Origin of the sequence: Clostridium sp. (genome assembly GCF_021372645.1) — a bacterium.
Taxonomy (GTDB): domain Bacteria; phylum Bacillota; class Clostridia; order Clostridiales; family Clostridiaceae; genus Clostridium.
The window spans coordinates 15511-34337 of the sequence record NZ_JAJFUC010000026.1 but is presented as its reverse complement, the minus strand read 5'-3'; the positions used below and the strand labels follow the sequence as shown (position 1 = coordinate 34337).

The 18827-nt window shown below is 30.6% G+C and carries 15 protein-coding genes and 1 riboswitch; of the genes, 1 reads left to right on the top strand and 14 read right to left on the bottom strand.

Annotation, left to right across the window (positions count from 1 at the left end; translation table 11 throughout):
- Positions 1 to 16 precede the first annotated feature (16 nt).
- The 6 genes from fabG to LLF98_RS03580 all read right to left on the bottom strand — a co-directional run bounded on the left by fabG (position 17) and on the right by LLF98_RS03580 (position 4735).
- Positions 17 to 757 carry a 3-oxoacyl-[acyl-carrier-protein] reductase gene (gene fabG / locus LLF98_RS03605; protein WP_291700899.1) on the bottom strand — a complete coding sequence of 247 codons (741 nt, stop codon included), beginning with the start codon at positions 755 to 757 and terminating at the stop codon, positions 17 to 19.
- A 15-nt stretch (positions 758 to 772) separates the two neighbouring features.
- Entirely contained in the window at positions 773 to 1705 is a 933-nt protein-coding gene (gene fabD, locus LLF98_RS03600; RefSeq protein WP_291700897.1) for an ACP S-malonyltransferase, read from the bottom strand.
- Positions 1698 to 2639: an enoyl-[acyl-carrier-protein] reductase FabK gene (gene fabK / locus LLF98_RS03595; protein ID WP_291700895.1), complete on the bottom strand. Its 942-nt coding sequence runs from the start codon at positions 2637 to 2639 to the stop codon at positions 1698 to 1700. The genes fabD and fabK overlap by 8 nt, the downstream gene beginning before the upstream one ends.
- 219 nt (positions 2640 to 2858) lie before the next feature.
- Entirely contained in the window at positions 2859 to 3077 is a 219-nt protein-coding gene (locus tag LLF98_RS03590) for an acyl carrier protein (RefSeq protein ID WP_291700893.1), read from the bottom strand.
- Between the two features lie 216 nt (positions 3078 to 3293).
- Positions 3294 to 4271 carry a beta-ketoacyl-ACP synthase III gene (locus LLF98_RS03585; RefSeq protein ID WP_291700891.1) on the bottom strand — a complete coding sequence of 326 codons (978 nt, stop codon included), beginning with the start codon at positions 4269 to 4271 and terminating at the stop codon, positions 3294 to 3296.
- An 11-nt stretch (positions 4272 to 4282) separates the two neighbouring features.
- Positions 4283 to 4735 carry a MarR family transcriptional regulator gene (locus LLF98_RS03580; protein ID WP_291700889.1) on the bottom strand — a complete coding sequence of 151 codons (453 nt, stop codon included), beginning with the start codon at positions 4733 to 4735 and terminating at the stop codon, positions 4283 to 4285.
- Positions 4736 to 5987: 1252 nt separating this feature from the next.
- Between LLF98_RS03580 and LLF98_RS03575 the strand changes: the two genes are divergently transcribed.
- Complete coding sequence (locus LLF98_RS03575; RefSeq protein WP_291700887.1) at positions 5988 to 6596, top strand: hypothetical protein; 609 nt, start codon at positions 5988 to 5990, stop codon at positions 6594 to 6596.
- A gap of 269 nt (positions 6597 to 6865) precedes the next feature.
- A riboswitch (cyclic di-GMP riboswitch) is annotated at positions 6866 to 6948 on the bottom strand.
- Positions 6949 to 7032: 84 nt separating this feature from the next.
- Here the strand turns inward: LLF98_RS03575 and purD are convergent.
- From purD to LLF98_RS03535, 8 genes are all read right to left on the bottom strand, one after another.
- On the bottom strand, positions 7033 to 8283 hold the full coding sequence (gene purD, locus LLF98_RS03570; protein WP_291700885.1) for a phosphoribosylamine--glycine ligase: 1251 nt from the start codon (positions 8281 to 8283) through the stop codon (positions 7033 to 7035).
- A gap of 159 nt (positions 8284 to 8442) precedes the next feature.
- Entirely contained in the window at positions 8443 to 9951 is a 1509-nt protein-coding gene (purH, locus tag LLF98_RS03565) for a bifunctional phosphoribosylaminoimidazolecarboxamide formyltransferase/IMP cyclohydrolase (RefSeq protein WP_291700882.1), read from the bottom strand.
- A gap of 13 nt (positions 9952 to 9964) precedes the next feature.
- Positions 9965 to 10576, bottom strand: a complete 612-nt coding sequence (purN, locus tag LLF98_RS03560) for a phosphoribosylglycinamide formyltransferase (RefSeq protein ID WP_291700880.1) — start codon at positions 10574 to 10576, stop codon at positions 9965 to 9967.
- Positions 10564 to 11565, bottom strand: coding sequence for a phosphoribosylformylglycinamidine cyclo-ligase (purM, locus tag LLF98_RS03555; protein WP_291700879.1), 1002 nt, complete (start codon positions 11563 to 11565; stop codon positions 10564 to 10566). Before purM ends, purN begins: the two co-directional genes overlap by 13 nt.
- Before the next feature lie 37 nt (positions 11566 to 11602).
- Positions 11603 to 13018, bottom strand: a complete 1416-nt coding sequence (purF, locus tag LLF98_RS03550) for an amidophosphoribosyltransferase (RefSeq protein ID WP_291700876.1) — start codon at positions 13016 to 13018, stop codon at positions 11603 to 11605.
- A gap of 255 nt (positions 13019 to 13273) precedes the next feature.
- Positions 13274 to 13981 carry a phosphoribosylaminoimidazolesuccinocarboxamide synthase gene (gene purC, locus LLF98_RS03545; RefSeq protein WP_291700875.1) on the bottom strand — a complete coding sequence of 236 codons (708 nt, stop codon included), beginning with the start codon at positions 13979 to 13981 and terminating at the stop codon, positions 13274 to 13276.
- Complete coding sequence (purE, locus tag LLF98_RS03540; RefSeq protein WP_291700873.1) at positions 13981 to 14460, bottom strand: 5-(carboxyamino)imidazole ribonucleotide mutase; 480 nt, start codon at positions 14458 to 14460, stop codon at positions 13981 to 13983. Before purE ends, purC begins: the two co-directional genes overlap by 1 nt.
- Positions 14461 to 14623: 163 nt before the next feature.
- Positions 14624 to 18370 carry a phosphoribosylformylglycinamidine synthase gene (locus LLF98_RS03535; protein WP_291700871.1) on the bottom strand — a complete coding sequence of 1249 codons (3747 nt, stop codon included), beginning with the start codon at positions 18368 to 18370 and terminating at the stop codon, positions 14624 to 14626.
- Positions 18371 to 18827 lie beyond the last annotated feature (457 nt).

Genomic DNA, 18827 nt, shown 5'->3' with positions numbered 1-18827 from the left:
CTTAACTCTTCCTCCATTACATTAACATTCCACCATCAACTTGGATAACTTGACCTGTAACATAATTTGAACCTTCACTTGCAAGGAACGCTACAACATTTGCTACATCTTCTGGATTTCCAAATCTCTTAAGTGGTATATTTTTCTTTGCTTCTTCCTTAACTTTATCATTTAATTCATGTGTCATATCTGTTTCAATAAATCCCGGTGCTACTGCATTTACAGTAATCCCTCTAGAACCAAGTTCTTTAGCAAGTGACTTTGTCATTCCAATTACACCAGCCTTCGATGCTGCATAATTAACTTGCCCTGCATTTCCTGTAAGTCCAACAACTGATGAAATATTTATTATTTTTCCACATTTTTGTTTAACCATAATTGGAGTAATAGATTTTAAGCAATTAAATACGCCTTTTAGATTTACATCAATAACACTATCAAAATCTTCTTCTTTCATTCTAAGTATTAATGTATCTTTTGTAATTCCAGCATTATTTACCATGATGTCAATATTGCCGAATTTTTCTTTAGCTGCACCTATAAGATTTTCTACTTCTTCTAATTTAGAAATATCTCCTTTTACACTTATAACTTGAACACCCATTTCTTTTATTTCATTTTCAACGTCTATTGCTTCATTTTCACTACTTCTATAATTTAAAACTATATTAGCTCCAAGAGACGCTAACTTTAAAGCAATTGCTTTTCCAAGCCCTCTTGATGCACCTGTAATAATAGCACATTTTCCTTTTAGCATATAAATAATTACCTCCTAAATTGCATCAATTGTAGTTTTTAAAGAAGCCATATCTTCAACATTTAAAAGCTTCACATTTTTATTTATTTTCTTAACAAATCCTCTAAGTGCTTTTCCTGGTCCAACTTCAATAAATGTATCTACACCACTTTCAATCATATGGTTTATAGTTTTCTCAAAAAGCACAGAGGTTCTTATATGTCTTTTAAGTAAATCTCTAACATCATCTTCACGTTCATAAGGAAGACCCTTAACGTTGGAATATACTACTTTATTAAGTTCTTTAATATTTACAGTTTTTATAGTATTAAAGAATTCTTCACTTGCTGGTTCAAGAAGCGAACTATGAAACGGTCCACTAACCTTTAGAGGCATTCCAAGGCCTCCAAGTTCTTTTGCAATCTTTACAGCTTCATCTATTGCTTTATTTTCACCAGAAATAACTACTTGACCTGGACAGTTGAAATTAGCACCTTCTGCTATTCCAAATTCACTTGCTCTATCTAACAATTCTTTTACTTTTTCATCATTTAACTTTAGTATAGCAGCCATTTTTCCTAAGCCTTCTGGTAGAGCACTACCCATTATTCTTCCTCTTTCTTTTATAAGTAATAATCCTTCTTCTAAAGAAAGTGCTCCTCCATATATTAAGGCAGCATATTCACCTAGGCTAAGTCCTGCTGCATAATCTGCTTCAATATTATTTATTTCTAAAGCTTTTAATGCAATAAGTGATGCAACAAGAATTGTCGGTTGTGCATTTTCTGTTGCTGTAAGAAGTTCATCTGGGCCTTCAAACATCATTTTCTTTATAGGCATATTCAAGATTTCTTCACTACGCTCTAAAATTTCCATACATTCTGGTATATTTTCGCAAAGTTCTTTTGCCATCTCAATTGTTTGAACTCCCTGACCTGGAAAAAGAAATGCAGTTTTATTACTATTCATACTTTCCTCCAAATTTCTCGAATAATTCTTTTGCTTCATCAAATAATTCTTCAATCATTTCTTTGCATGTTTGCTCCTTATTAATAAGCCCTGCAATTTGGCCTGACATAAGCGATCCATTATCAACATCACCATCTACAACAGCCTTTTTCAACGCGCCCACACCAAGTTTTTCTAACTCTTCAGCAGATGCCCCTTCTTTTTCTAACTTAAGATAAGTTCTTGCAAGTTTATTTCTAAGAACTCTAACTGGATGACCTGTTGGTCTACCTGTCACTTCTGTATCTATATCATTAGCTTTTAATACTTTGTCTTTATAATTTTGATGTATAGTACATTCTTTAGCTACTAGGAATCTTGTTCCAACTTGAATTCCTTCAGCACCTAACATAAATGATGCTGCTACTCCTCTACCATCACCAATTCCACCTGCTGCTATAACTGGCACTTCAACCGCATCTACTACTTGAGGAACTAATGCCATTGTTGTTAATTGACCTACATGGCCACCTGATTCAGTTCCTTCTGCTATAATTGCATCAGCACCTGCTTTTACCATTCTTTTAGCTAGAGCAACTGAAGCTACAACTGGTATAACCTTTATTCCGTGTGACTTCCATTTCTCCATATATTTACCAGGACTACCTGCACCTGTTGTAATAACAGATACACCTTCTTCACATACTAATTCTGCTATTTCCTCTGCATTTTCTGCCATTAGCATTATATTTACACCAAATGGTTTATTTGTTAACTTTTTAGTTTCTTGTATTTGTTCTCTTACCCATTCTGTTGGTGCTGCACCTGTTATTATTCCAAGTCCACCAGCTTCACTTACCGCTGAAGCTAAAGAAGCATCTGCAATTCTTGCCATAGCTCCTTGAAATATAGGATATTTTATTTCTAATAGTTCACATACTCTATTTTTTTCCACAACAAATTCCTCCTACCATTATCAAATTATAAAATATTACTCATACTACGTTTAATAAAATAATGGAAAAATTTTTTTATTTTTTATTGTATTTAAATCTATTCTAGGTAAAATAACCTACCATAAAATTAATTTTACTATATCTAACATGTAATTATCAATTACATTACTAAAAATTAAAAATAAGTCATATTTCCAAAATATATTCTTTGTTTATTTCTATTTATTCTTTTCTGCATAATCTACTGCGTCTTTTATAGTTTTTAAACCTTCAACATCTTCTATTTGTATATCATATTTCTCTTCAATTTCAATTATTATTTGAAATAAATCTAAAGAATCAGCACCTAAATCTTCAAATGTTGTTTCTAATTTTACTTCTTCCTTTTCAATTCCTAATTGTTCACATATAACTTCTCTAATTTCCTCAAATAACATAATTTTATACCTCCATAAATATCTATTTTTTATTTTAATTAACAATTGATAATTTACAATTAATAACAATCTTCATAGGAGTTCAAAAGTTATGTATAATTTTAAAATCCTGCAGAAAACTTTTTTAATTGCATATTCCCAACTGAACATTTTACACTTATTAAAAGTTAATCTCAGCTAATTTAAAAAATCAACTTAATATTGAAATAGTCCCCATTACCATTCTACTAATGTAGCTGCATAAGTTAATCCCCCACCAAATGCAACCAATATAAATTTATCTCCTTTGTTAATCAAGTTTTTTTCATACATCTCATTTAAAGCTATTGGCACCGATGCACCTGATGTATTGCCCACTCTATCTAGATTTAAGTAGAATTTTTCTTCTTCTAATTCTAGTTTTTGAGCTGCTGATTTTATAATTCTATAATTAGCTTGATGTGGTACTATATATTTAATTTCATCTAATGAAACATCAGTATCTTTTAATACTTCATTAACAGCATCTACTATTGCTGGTACTGCAAATCTAAGTATTTCTCTACCATTCATTCTTATTAATTTATCTGCTATCATTTTTTCTTTAGAAAAAGGAGTATCAAAATCAGTTCCACCTATAGTTAATGCTTCTCCCTTTTTCCCATCTGATCTTAAATATGATTTAATAATTCCTTTTGTTTCGTCTTGTTCGTGCTTAAGCACAACTGCACCAGCACCATCACCAAAAAGAATGCAAGTGCCTCTATCAGTCCAATCTGTTACCTTTGAAAGAACTTCTGCTCCAATTACTAAAGCATTTTTATAATTCATAGATTTCATCATTGCATTTGCAACTTCTAATGCATATACAAATCCTGAACATGCAACACTTATGTCAAAACAAGCTGCATTATCTGCATCTAAATTACTTTGCACTAAACATGCAACTGATGGTATAAAAGCATCAGGACTAATCGTAGCAACTATTATTAAATCCAAATCTTTTGAATCAATTCCTGCTCTTTCAAGAGCCAATTTAGCCGCCTTAGTAGCTATTTCAGATGTATTTTCACCTTCTGAAATTCTTCTTTCACTAATCCCTGTCCTTTGAACTATCCATTCATCATTGGTTTCAACGAATTCGCCTATTTTATTGTTTGTAACTACTAATGGTGGTAAATATGCACCAATTCCACAAATTTTAACATTACTCATAGTATTCTCCTTTATTGTTCTAATTTATATTTTTCTTTTAAAAAATCGTTTATCTTATTTAAAGAGGAAATCAAAATTTCTTCCTCTTTCAACCTTAATCCTTCTATTGCATTATTTATCATTTCTCCATGAAATTTTTGATGAAGTCTAAAGGCTAATTTACCTCTTTTAGTTAACTTAACTAAGACAACTCTTCTATCTGTCTCTATTTTTTTTCTTACTACATATCCCTTTATTATTAATTTATTTATAGCAGTTGTTAAAGTACTTACAGTAATTTTTAATTTCTGAGCTACTTCTGACATTGTTCTTTCACTGTATATTCCAATAGCCTCTATTGTATGCACTTCTGTTATTGATAGATCTGAAAGCACACCATTTTTTAAACTTTGTTCCTCAATTTGTAAAACACTATTAAATAACTGCACCAAAAGCTCGTTAATCACTATTGTTGATTTATTCATTCATCTGCCCTCTCCACTTTGGCCTCTAAAAAAATACTTTTCTAAATATGGAATATATATTTTGAATCTAATAAAAATGTACTTTCACTCATATAAATATTAGGTATAAACTCACTAATTAAATATTCTACAAAATAGCTCGCATACTCTAGTTTTTTATCTTTTGAATATACCTTATCTTTTAATTAAACAAAAATGTAAGATGATTATTTAATTCTAAATACGCATGTCATAAAAAGTTTTAATATCAAATAGTTTGATAATCAAAATATACTATACTAAAAATCCATTGTCAAATATTTCTCATTTTTTTCCATCTATATGTGCGTAAAATTTTTGTAGGCAAAAATGAGGGAAGCTATTCCATATATATTGAAGAATATCTTCCCAAACATATAAATCCTTAATACAATATAATTAAGAAACAAATACATTGAAAGAAGGAATTTATATAGTTAATAATATAGAATCATAGTAACTTAACATTCAATAGTATTGAGAAAAAAATTTCGGATTTTCTTTATGAAATAGGTTGTGATATTTTACGAAAGGCTTTTGAAATAATAAATAATGATTTACTTATATAATAGAGATAAAACAATTTATAGATACAAAGACAAAAGGAAGCGCACAATAAATACTTGTTTTGATAGTGTAACTTATAATCGCAACTATGTATATAGAAAAAAATGGTCCAAATAAATTTAAGATGCAATGGCTAAATTACTCTGTTTAGAACATAGTAATCGGGATTTATTGCAAGAAGTTGAATAAATATCAAAAAGAAAGATTAATAATAATTTAAAATATGACGTTAAATATGAACTTGATAATGAATTAAAGAAAGCTAAAAAAGATATAAATGAAGCTGTAAGGGGGAATTTTATATGAAAAGAGTAGTAAATTTTCTAATAAAGAATCACACATAAGAGTTTTCGATAATAAATTGACACAACTTTTCAGAGCTTTACGTGGATTATTATAGAGCTAAATGAATAAAATTAAAAAAATTATTTTGAATGACTTAGGAATATTTTGTACCAAAATTCAAATTCCACGTATTGGAACAAAAGTAAAAGTTCTCCTCTGCATTTATTTTACGGTAATCTAAATATAATGCACTTTTATTTTTAAATTGCATATGATATAATTAATTAAGATAATTTATAGAATTAATGCTTAAGGTACTTGAAAGAAAATAAGGCTCCAAGATACGATTTGAATATGACTAAACATAGGAGGTGTACATATTATGACTAAAAAATTAATTTTAGTTTCAGTTTTAATGTTAAGTATTACACTGGTTTCTTGTACTACAAAACCTAATAATACTACAAAACTTAATGATGCTACTAACTCTAATACTACTACTGTAGATCAAAATAAGGACAGCAATAGCTCTTCTACAACAGAAAATAATACATCTAAAGAAGATGCAAAGGTAAATAAGATAAAACTTTCTATCTATACTATAGATGAAAATTCTTTAGAACCTAACGAATCAAGTTCTATTGAAGTAAATGAAAGTTTAAGTTTAGAAGATAAATTGAAAGAATTATCAAAAGCAGTATCAGAAAAGAAATTTAATAAATTACCAATTGAGGTTAAATCTATAGATACAGTAAACGGAAAGAAAGTTGTTACTATAAACTTAACTGATTCTGGCACCAATAAATGGGTACCAAAATTCCAAGGTTCAACTGGCGGTGCAGTAACATCAAATACTTTAATTGAAAATTTCCTTCAATCTAATAATAAATCTAAAGGTGAATGGATTGATGGTGTAAAATTCTTATATAACAATAAAACAATAGAGTATGATCATGTCTCTGATTTATCTACTATTAAATATAGAAATTAGAACAATATAAATGTTAAATAAACCAAGCTTTAATCTAATAAAGTTTGGTTTATTTTTTCTACTTTGTTTTCCATTTATATTTTGTTTATAAAAACTCGCCTTTTCTATTATATCCTTCCTCATTAAAATCTGTGCCGTTTTGATTAATTCCAAGTTTATCAAATTCATACTCATCATATTTTCTTAACATATTAAAAATACTCATAAAATTCATACCCCAATTTCTATTTATAATTTATATTTTTATTTATCTACGACAAAAAACCGACCTATAAGAAGGTCGGTTGCAGTACTAACTCATCGAACATAAAGTGCCCAAGTAAATATTCGAATCACAATTTCCTTTTTTTAGAAATAATTATATTTATTAGTTACTATACTATTAATTGAAATTAAAATCAATGGATTACTTAATATATAATGTTAAAACTTTATATTATTTATGTGTTCCTATATCAGTTCTATAATATGCACCTTCAAAAGTAACATATTTAATATTTTCATAAGCATCATTTCGAGCTTCTTCTAAAGTTTTTCCAAGACCAATAACTGATAATACTCTGCCACCATTTGTCTTTAAGACTCCATCTTCTGCCTTAGCCCCTGCTAGGAATACCTTATCCTTTACTTTTTCATCAATTTTTATTTCATATCCTTTAACAAAGTCTCCAGGATATCCTTTTGATGCTAAAACAACGTTTATGCAAACGCCTCTATTCCATTTTATGGTAGTTTTGTATAACTCTTCTCTTAGAGCAGCTTCAATAACTTCGACTAAATCACTTTCCATTAAGCAAAGAACTGATTGTGTTTCTGGGTCTCCCATTCTGACATTGTATTCTAAAAGATAAGTTCCTTTTTTAGTAATCATAATACCAAAGAAAATAATTCCTTTATAATCAAAACATTCTTCGCGAATTCCAATTAGAGTCTTAGCCATTATATTATCTTCAAAATCTTTCATTACATCTTCAGTAACATAAGGATTTGGTGCTAATACTCCCATTCCACCTGTATTTGGGCCTTTCCCCCCATCAAATATTTGTTTATGGTCTTTCCCTGATATAAATGGAATGATTGTCTTTCCATCTGTAATAGAAAGAATTGAAGCTTCTACACCTTCAAGGAATTCTTCTATTACTATTTTTTCACCTGCTCCATTAAAGATATCATCTATCATATAAGATTTTACTGCATCTATCGCTTCTTCTTTAGTTTCGCAAATAGCAACACCTTTTCCTGCTGCGAGTCCATCTGCTTTGACTACTGTTGGATATGAACAAGACTCTAAATATTTAAGTGCTTCATTCACATCTGTAAATGTCTCATATTCGGCAGTCTTAACTCCATACTTTTTCATGAATTCTTTAGAAAAACTTTTACTGCCTTCAAGCTGTGCAGCACTTTCAGCTGGCCCAAATATCTTTAAGCCTTCTTGTTTGAATTTATTTACAATACCTTTTGTTAACGGATCTTCTGGACCAACTATTGTAAGATCAATAATTTCTTTTTGTGCAAATTTAACTAATTCATCAATATCAGTTATGTTTATATTTTCGCATTTATTTTCAATTGCAGTTCCACCATTACCAGGTGCAACGAATATCTTTTCTACCTTTTCACTCTTTGCAAGTTTCCAAGCTAAAGCATGTTCTCTACCACCCGAACCAATTAAAAGAAGTTTCATATAATATACCTCCAAAACAATTATCAATTTTTAATGCCCAATTTTCAAATTTCAATTATCAATTATCAATTATGTACTTATTGTATTTATAAAACACATTTCGAAGTTCTTCAAGAACTCATTCATTGAAAATTGACCACTGAACATTGATTATTAACATTAGTGTTTAAAATGTCTATATCCTGTAAACACCATTGCAATTCCATGTTCATTACAAGCATCTATTGATTCTTGGTCTCTCATAGATCCACCTGGTTGGATTATAGCTTTAATACCAGCTTTTGCAGCTTGATCTACTACGTCCCTAAATGGAAAGAAAGCATCAGAAGCTAAGATTGTAGCCCCTTTTCCCCTTTTTAGAGCATCTTCTGTTGGCCAAATTCTATTAACTTGACCTCCACCAATTCCAAGAGCTATTCCATTATGAGCAACAACTATAGCATTAGATTTAACATATTTAACTACCTTCATACCAAATAATAAATCTCTCATTTCTTCATCAGTTGGTTTAACTTCAGTTACAACTTTTATTTCTTCAATTAATTTGCTATCTTCTTCTTGAACTAATATTGCTCCGTCAACTGTAACCATATATTTATCAGATTTTGGAGTACTATTAAACTTAAGAACTCTTAAATTCTTTTTAGTTTTTAATACTTCTAAAGCATCTTCATCGTATTCTGGTGCTGCTATAACTTCTAAGAAAATCTTAACCATTTCTTCAGCAGTTTTCTTATCTACTTTTCTGTTAAAGGCAACAATTCCTCCGAAGATTGAAGTAGGGTCTACTTCATAAGCTTTCATATATGCTTCATAAGCATCTGTACCAACCGCAACTCCACATGGTGTATTATGTTTTAAAGCACAACATGCTGGTTCATCAAATTCATTAGCACATTTCCAAGCAATATCACAGTCTTTAAAATTATTGTAAGATAATTCTTTACCATTTAACATTTCAAATGTATTCATTGCACCATCAAACATTGTTGAAGAATAAACTGCTGCACTTTGATGTGAATTTTCACCATATCGAAGTCCTTGCATCTTCTTATATGAAACTGAAAGATATTCTGGATATTCTTCCTCATCATCAGCTAATAAGAAATTAGAAATAGCTCCATCATAAGCACTCATAAGATTAAATACCTTACCTGCCAATTTCTTTTTAGTCTTTAAAGTAGTTTCACCGTTTGCTTCAATTTCTTCCATAACAACTTTATAGTCATTTTTATCAGAAATTACTACAACATCTTGGAAATTCTTTGCAGCAGCTCTAAGCATTGTAGGACCACCGATATCTATAAATTCAACCTTTTCTTCAAATTCTAAGTCTTCTTTAACTTTTTCAAAGAATGGATAAAGATTTACTACTACATAATCTATAGTATGAATCTCTCTTCCCTTTAATGTATTCATATGTTCTTCATTATCTCTTATAGCAAGAATTCCTGCATGAACTAATGGATGAAGAGTCTTAACTCTTCCATCTAACATTTCAGGAAAGTTAGTAACTTCATTAATTTCAATTACATCCAAGCCATTTTCTTTTAAGTATTTATAAGTCCCCCCTGTTGATACAATTTCAATATCTTTAGATACTAAAAATTTAGCAAAATCTAAAACTCCATCTTTATCAAATACACTTATTAAAGCTCTCTTTTTCACGAAAAGGCCTCCTCTATTCTTCAATCTTAACTCTACCATCAATTACTTGTATTTTATTTTCACTAAGTAATTTTATTGCCTTAGGTAGTATTACATGTTCTTTTTCTAAAATTCTTTTTTGAAGTGCTTCTGCATCATCTTCAAAATAAACTGGTACCACTTCTTGAAGAAGTATTGATCCTCCATCAACTTCTGAATTTACAAAGTGTACTGTACACCCTGAAAATCTTACTCCACTTTTAATTACAGCTTCATGAACCTTTAATCCGTACATTCCAGGTCCACAAAAAGAAGGAATTAAAGACGGATGAATATTTATAATTTTATTATTAAATTCTTTTAATATTTCTCCATCTAAAATTGCTAAAAATCCTGCAAGAACTATTAAATCAACTTTCCCCTTTGTTAATTCTAAGATCTTGTTTGAAGATTCTTCTCCATACTCTTTTCTACTGACAACAAAAGCATCTATATTATGTTTTTTCGCTCTCTCCAAAGCATAAATATTATCGCGGCTTCCGATAACCATTTCTATTTTACCGTTAATATATTTATTTTCTACTGCGTCTATTACAGATTGAAGGTCTGTTCCTCCACCTGAAACTAAGACTGCTATTTTAAACAAATACCTTCACCTCCAGATGTTACATATCCTATTTCATAAGCTTTTTCTCCCATTTCTACTAAAGCTTTTATAATAGGTGCCACATCTGCCTCTTTAACAGCAAGAACAAATCCAATTCCCATATTGAAGGTATTGTACATATGATCTTTATCTACACCTTTTTCAATAATTCTTTCAAATATAGCTGGAAGTGGATACGAATCTTTGTTAATTACAGCTGTAAAGTCTCCACCATTAAACATTCTTGGAACATTTTCAATAAATCCTCCACCAGTAACATGAGCCATTCCTTTAATTTCATAGCTTTCTAATAATTTAAGTATCGGTTTTACATAAATCTTAGTTGGAGTAATTAAAGTCTTCCATACTTCTTCACCATTAAATTCTTCATTTAAATCAGGGAATACTTTTCTAATTAATGAATAACCATTAGAATGAACACCAGAAGAAGCAATACCTATTAATTTATCCCCCTCTTCAATCTTGCTACCGTTTATGATTTTATCTTTATCTGCAATACCTACTGCAAATCCTGCCATATCATATTCTCCATCAGAATAAAAACCTGGCATTTCTGCTGTTTCTCCCCCAATTAAAGCACAATCAGAATCTACACATCCATCTGATATACCTTTAACTAAATTCGATGCAACTTCTGCTTCAAGCTTTCCACAAGCTATGTAATCTAAGAAGAATAATGGTTTTGCTCCATGACATAAAATATCATTTACACACATAGCAACACAGTCAATTCCAACTGTATCATATTTCTTGTTTTTAAATGCAATTTCAAGTTTAGTTCCTACTCCATCAGTTCCTGAAACTAAAACTGGCTTTTCATATCCTGATGGTAATTCAACCATTCCTGCAAAACTACCAAGTCCATTTAAAACATACTCACTCATAGTTCTAGCTGCATATTCTTTTATTAATTTAACTGATTTGTATCCTTCTTCTATATTAACTCCGGCTTCTTTGTAAGTAATCATTTATTAATTCCTACCTTTCAAGATGATCTTTAGATATTTATAGTGGCTTTTCTACTGGTGCTGCAACTGGATAAACCCCATTAAAGCATCCCATGCAGAATCCTTCTTTTCCTTCGCAACTCTTATAAACGCCTTCTTCACTTAAGTAGCCTAAATAATCTGCTCCAATCATATCTCTGATTCCTTCCACAGTATTATTAGCAGCAACAAGCTCGCTTCTATAAGGAGTATCTATTCCAAAGTAACATGGATACTTAACACCTGGCGATGCAATTAAGAAGTTAACTTCTTTTACACCTGCATGTCTTAGAGATTCAACTAAATGTTTTGAAGTAGTACCTCTTACTATTGAATCATCAATAAGTATAACGCTCTTGCCTTCCAGGTTTACCTTTAATGGATTTAATTTCACAGCAACTGCTCTTTCTCTTATTTCTTGAGATGGTGATATGAAAGTTCTTCCAACATATCTATTTTTAATAAATCCAGTATCATAAGGTATTCCAGATGCCTTTGCATATCCTATAGCTGCTGGTATTCCTGAATCTGGTACAGCAATAACTAAGTCTGCCTTTATTGGATGTTCCTTAAATAATTGTTCTCCTGCTTTTATTCTTGTTGTATGAACTTCAAGTCCATCAATTCTTGAATCTGGTCTAGCAAAATATATATATTCGAAAGCACAAGTTTGACACTGAGTATTTTCAGAATATCTATATGAATGCACACCTTCTGCATCTATTATAACTATTTCTCCTGGTTCTATATCTCTTACAAGTTCAGCGCCTATTGCATCAAGTGCACAACTTTCTGAAGAAAGCACATAACCTTCATCAATTTTACCAAGACAAAGTGGTCTTATTCCATGAGGATCTCTAGCTCCAATTAATTTATCCTTTGACATAATAGTCAATGCAAATGATCCTCTAATAGCTGACATAGCATCAACTACTGCTTTTGCAAAGCCTTTTTTTGCACTTCTTGCTATAAGACAAGAAATTACTTCTGAATCTGTTGAAGTGTGAAAAATTTGTCCTCCATCTTCAAGTAATTCTTTTATTACATCAGCATTTACCAAAGTTCCGTTGTGAGCCATAGCTATTGGTCCCATTTTTGATGTAGCTAATATAGGCTGCGCATTTTCAATCCCTTTTCCCCCAGCAGTTGAATATCTCACATGGCCGATAGCTATATGTCCCTTTAACTTTTCTAAATCCTCTGATTTAAATGCTTCTGTAATTAATCCTAATCCTTTATGTATATCAATTTTTTCCCCATCTGCAACTGCTATTCCTGCACTTTCTTGTCCCCTATGTTGAAGGGCATAAAGTCCATAATAAGTCATAGATGCAACATCTATAGGATTATTTGCATAAACACCAAAAACTCCACACTCATCCTTAAATTTATCATTACTTGGATCCATTATTAATTCAAAATTTGGATTACTCATATACACAATCCTTTCATAATTAATTAAAACACTGCACAATATTCAATGCTCAATTGTCAATTATAAATGTTCAACTATGGATGAAAGCTCTAAAGCGAAAGTTAAAAGAGCCAAATCAAAGATTTTGATTCTCACTTTTCCTGTGGAATTTCTTTTAGTTCTTAATGCTCTTTTTCTAAAGTGCATATTTTTTCAAAATCCGCAGGATTTTATTCCTTAATTATACATTGATAATTGTGCATTGATAATTGTGCATTATTTTGAAATTCTCTTTAATATTTCAACATAAGCATCTTTAACATTGCCTAAATCTCTTCTAAATCTATCTTTGTCTAATTTTTCACCTGTAGTTGCATCCCAGAATCTACAAGTATCTGGTGAAATTTCATCAGCTAACACTACTGTTCCATCAGGTAATCTACCGAATTCAATCTTAAAGTCAATTAAGTTAATGTTTTGTTCTTTAAATACAGCTTTTAATACATCGTTAATTTTTGCTGTCATAGCATAGATTTCTTTTAATTCTTCAAAAGTAGTAGCTCCAATCCCAACTGCATGGTAATCATTTATTAGTGGATCTCCTAATGAATCGTCTTTGTATGATAATTCAAATACAGTAGTCTTAAGCTTAAATCCTTCCTCAAGACCTAATCTCTTAGCCATGCTTCCTGCAGCAACATTTCTTACGATTACTTCAAGTGGTACTATTTCAACCTTCTTACATAATTGTTCTCTATCATTTAATTTTTCTATGAAGTGAGTTCTAACTCCTTCTTTTTCTAATAATTCAAATATAAGTGAAGTTATAGCGTTGTTCATAACACCTTTATCTTCGATTTGACCTTTCTTTTCTCCATTAAATGCTGTTGCATCATCTTTGTAATATACAATTACTTCATCAGCCTTATCCGTTGCGTAAATCTTCTTTGCTTTTCCTTCATACATCATTTCTAATTTTTCCATTATAGTTCTACTCCTTCCGCATTTTCCTCAATAAACTTTTTCTTCATATCTATTCTAAATTGTTTTAATTTGTTTTTTAATTCTTCATTATTAACTGATAACATTTGAACAGCTAACATTCCTGCATTGTAACTGTTATTAATTCCAACAGTTGCAACTGGAATTGATTTTGGCATTTGTACTATAGAATACAATGCATCAACACCTTCAAGCGCAGCTTTAACAGGAACTCCTATTACAGGAAGTATTGTCTTTGATGCTATAACACCTGGTAAATGTGCTGCAAGACCAGCTCCAGCAATTATAACTTGACATCCTTGTGCTTGAATTTCTTCTAATGTTTCTTCTAATTTCTCTGGAACTCTATGAGCTGAAAGAACAAATGCCTTATATTCTATTCCAAATTCCTTTAAAGCATTTGCAGCTCCTCTCATAACTTCCGTATCTGATTTACTCCCAAAAAATATTGCTACTTGCATCTTATACTCCCCATTTTTTTATGATTTGCGCTCAAGCCACATTATTACTATAAATTGTTATATTATTAAGCCTTTTTATGTTTTTCTTTTTATATTCTTATATTCTAGTACTTCCATCAACAATGCATATAGAGTTTTTTCAAATTTGTTCCTTCATTGTGCATTATCTAAAATAATTTACTCCTGCTTTGAATATCTTTTGATCAAAGTCTCCTGGAATATTTCTATAAAGATCTGTTCCAATTCTTTCACTATGAGCCATCTTACCTAAAACTCTTCCATCTGGACTTGTTATACCTTCAATTCCATACATTGAACCATTTGGATTAAATGGCATATTTAAAGATACATTTCCGTCAAAGTCAACATATTGAGTTGCCACTTGCCCATTAGCAATTAATTCTTTGATTAAACTTTCTGGAGCAACAAATCTTCCTTCTCCATGTGAAATTGCAACTGAATGTCTATCTCCTAAGTTAACTTCACTAAACCAAGGTGATTTATTAGATACTACTTTTGTACTTATAATTGAAGACATATGTCTATCTATATTGTTATAAGTTAATGTTGCCATATCTTCTTTTATATCTACTATTTCTCCATATGGAACTAATCCTAACTTAATTAATGCTTGGAAGCCGTTACAAATACCAAGAGCTAATCCATCTCTATTCTTAAGTAATTCCATTACAGAATTGCTTATCTTTTCATTTCTAAGAGCATTAGCAATAAATTTACCTGAACCATCTGGTTCATCCCCTGCTGAGAATCCACCTGGAATCATAAGAATTTGAGCAGTACTTATTTCTTTTGCAAGTCTTTCAATTGATTCATTAAGTGCTTCTTTAGTAATATTTCTAAATACTACTTGAGTAACTTCTGCTCCTTCTATTTCAAAAGCTCTAGCGCAATCATATTCACAGTTATTTCCTGGGAATACTGGAATTACAACTTTTGGTTTAGCTACTTTAATCTTAGGAGAAAGTGTTGACTTTTTGTCATATAAAACAGTTTCTACTTTTCCTTCAACATCTTTAGTTTTTATTGCAAATACTGGACTTAATTTTTCTTCATAAGTCTTTTCTAAAGCTTCAACATTTAAATTTAAATCATATTCTTTAGAAATTATAGATGGTGAACTTATTGTCTTACCAACTTCTTTATATAAACAATCCTTAAATTCTTCTCCTATGTTAATACCATTTTTAACTTCTAGTATTATAGTTCCATAGTTAAATGCAAATAATTCATCTTTAGTTAAGTTTTCAATTTCTGCCCCAATTCTATTTCCTAGTGTCATTTTAGTAATAGCTTCTGAAACTCCACCATATTTAATAGCAGATGCTGAAATTACTTTTCCACTTTGGATTAATTGGTATAATGATTCTAAGTTTTTCTTAAGTTTATCTATATTTATAGTTCCATCTTCTAACTTTTCAGTTTGAAGTAAAACTAAGCTTGATCCTGCTTCTTTAAATTCTGGTGATATTATATTTTTAGCTTTTTCTACTCCAACTGCAAAAGATACTAATGTTGGAGGTACATCTAAATCTCCAAAGCTTCCTGACATTGAATCTTTACCACCAATTGCTGCAGTTTCAAATGCCATTTGAGCTTCATAAGCACCAAGTAATGCTGCAAATGGTTTACCCCATCTAGAGCTTTCTGAACCTAACTTTTCAAAATATTCTTGGAAAGTTAATCTAGCTTTTTTATAATCTCCACCCATAGCTGCAAGTTTTGATATACTTTCAATTACTGCATAATATGCCATGTGATATGGGCTCCAAGTACCAAGTTCAGGATTAAATCCAAATGTCATTAAAGTGGCATCTTTACTTTCTCCATCAATTACTGGAATTTTAGCTGCCATACCTTCTGCTGGAGTTTTTGCATATTTACCTCCAAATGGCATAAGCACAGTTCCATGACCAATAGTTGCATCAAATCTTTCTGCTAAGCCTTGCTTAGAAGATACATTTAATTTCTTTAAATTATTTATCCATTCTTCTTTAACATTAATATCTGCTACTAGATATGGATATTCATTAGGTGCTTTAACTGTAACATTTGTTCTTTGAGTAGCTCCATTTGTATCTAAGAAAGTTCTCTTTAAATCAACAATTTGTTTTCCTCTCCAGAACAATCTTAATTTATCTGTATCTGTAACATTTGCTACTAAATTAGCTTCTAAATTCTCTTCATTACAAAGTCTTATAAACTCTTCTGCATTTTCTTTTGTTACAACAACTGCCATTCTTTCTTGTGATTCAGAAACTGCAAGTTCTGTTCCATCTAATCCATCATATTTCTTAGGAACCTTATCTAAATCTATATCTAATCCTCTGCAAAGCTCTCCAATTGCAACTGAAACTCCACCTGCACCAAAATCATTACATCTCTTAATCATTTTTGCTACTGTTGCATTTCTAAATAATCTTTGAATTTTTCTTTCAGTAGGTGCATTCCCCTTTTGAACTTCTGCTCCACATTCATTTATTGAATCTACTGTATGTTCCTTAGATGAACCTGTAGCTCCACCTACACCATCTCTTCCTGTTCTTCCACCAAGTAAGATAATTACATCTCCAAGTGCTGGTTCTTCTCTAACAACATTTTCCTTTGGCGCTGCTGCTATAACTGCTCCAACTTCCATTCTCTTAGCCGCATAATTAGGATGATATAATTCTTCAACTTGACCTGTTGCAAGACCAATTTGATTTCCGTATGAACTATATCCATGAGCTGCACCTAAAACAATCTTTCTTTGAGGAAGCTTACCTTCTAAAGTATCTTCAACTGCTACTGTTGGATCTGCTGACCCTGTAACTCTCATTGCTTGATATACATAAGTTCTTCCTGAAAGCGGATCTCTTATAGCACCACCAAGGCAAGTTGCTGCTCCACCAAAAGGTTCAATTTCAGTTGGATGATTATGTGTTTCATTTTTAAACATTACTAAATAATCTTCCATGCCTTTATCAGTTTCAATTTTTACATTAATTGAACACGCATTTATTTCTTCAGAAATATCTAAATCTTCAAGCTTTCCTCTTTTTCTTAGCTCTTTCATAGCAATTACAGCCATATCCATAAGAGTTTTGCTTCTTTCTTTTTCTCCATATACGTATTCTCTTGATTTTATATATCCTTCATAACTTGCTTTTATAGGATTTGTATATTTGTTGTCTTCTATATGTACATTTTCTAATATTGTTGAGAATGTTGTGTGTCTACAGTGATCAGACCAATATGTATCTATAACTTTAATTTCAGTTATACTTGGATCTCTCTTTTCTTCTTTAAAATAATCTTGAATCATGACAAGATCATCAATACTCATAGCTAATCCTTGTTCGCTATGAAATTCTTTTAATTCATCTAATGATTTATTGGTAAATTCATCTAAGATTTGGACGTCTTTAGGTATGTTTGAAAGTGATGATAAATCTTTGCTATTTATATCTACTTCTCTTGAATCAACTGGATTAATATAGTAATTTTTAATTTTTTCAATATTATTTGGTGAAAGTTTTCCTTTTAATATAACTATTTTGGCACATTTAATTTCTGCCTTATCTTCTGCTGTTAAAAGAGCCAAACATTCAGAAGCTGAATCTGCTCTTTGGTCATATTGGCCAGGTAAAAATTCTACTCCAAAAGCTACTTCTCCTTCATTCATTGGTAATTCTGATTCGTAAACTACGTCTACTGTTGCTTCAGAAAAAATTGTATGTAACGCCTTTTTATAATATTCTTCTGATATATCTGCAATAACATATTTATTAACAAGTCTTACCTCATCTAAATCTGCTACTCCCAAGTTATCTCTAAAATCATTTAATAAACTTTGAGCTTCTACATTAAATCCTTTTTTCTTTTCAACGAATACGCTTCTAATATCTAACATCTTAATTCCTCCAAAATATTATGAGATTTAGCTTAATCACTACTTCTTTGCAATGGCGAATGTTTTTATACAACATTCTATTAACTTTCGTATCGATATTTTAAGATTATCATTTAGCACGTACAATGTCAACTTATATTGTGTTATTTTTTCATTAAATTTGCTTTTTTACGAATTATAGCAAGCTTTTTTCTTTTTATAATTCGTCTTTACAGTTTTCCCTAAAAATAAGACATCTATATAAGTAATTTTTCACTTATTATAGATATCTTAGTTTTCATTTATTAAAGAAATAATATACCTACTCCCAATATACTAATAAAAGTTCCTAGTATTTCTTTTTTAGTTATCGCTTCATGAAAAACAATTATAGAAAGTTATTTAGCCCTACCAAAATCTCTTCTTAATATTTATGAGGAAAAATATAAAACCTATGAACAGCCTGTACCTAGATTGC